The 702-nt window shown below is 41.3% G+C and carries 1 protein-coding gene; it reads right to left on the bottom strand.

All coding sequences use genetic code 11. From position 1 onward, the window contains the following. On the bottom strand, positions 1 to 702 hold a 702-nt coding region (gene waaC, locus ACTHUM_RS16730; RefSeq protein ID WP_440403518.1), incomplete at both ends, for a lipopolysaccharide heptosyltransferase I.

Here is a 702-nt window from a genome sequence, read left to right as displayed (position 1 = left end):
CTGCAACACAATCCATCAAGGTTTTATAAACCTCGTCAACATTGGGAATTTGAGCAATACCGCCTAAATTTTTTGCATAAGCCGAAACTTGAACGCCGGTCTTGACCGGATCTGTATCTGTATAAATTCCTACAACAGGCTTTTCCAACGCATTAGCAAGATGCAGTAGTCCGGTATCTACGCCAATAATGCCCTCTGCGTTTTTCAATAAAAATGCAGCCTGTAATAAATTCATTTTGTCGCAAACCGAAGCAAACGGTAAATCGCTTGCAATCTGTTCGGCACGCATTTTTTCGGTTTTATTTCCCCACGGCAAATATACATTGCATTGTTGTTCTTCATTCAACTTTTTCAATAATGCACGCCAGTGTTCTACCGGCCATAATTTACTGTCTCGACTGGTTGCATGCAAAGCAACGTAATAGGGGGATTGCAAATTTTTCAGACGGCCTAATTCAGGAACCGACAAACCAAATACCTGCGTCTCAGGCATTGTATAACCAAATACTTGGGCGAATAATTCACGGTTTCGCCAGACCGCATTTTTGCCTTTCGGCACGGCAAATGTTTTACTGTATGCAAAGGCAGCCAAACTTTCACGCGTGCTGTGTTTATCTAAACCGTAAATAGGGGATTTTGCCATTTTGGCAAAGCATGCGCTTTTAATCAGTCCTTGACTATCTAAAACAAAATCAAAAGATT

This window comes from Neisseria sp. P0021.S006 (assembly GCF_051956895.1).
Note: the sequence above shows the minus strand (reverse complement) of the source record. Positions and strands in the feature narration are given on the sequence as shown.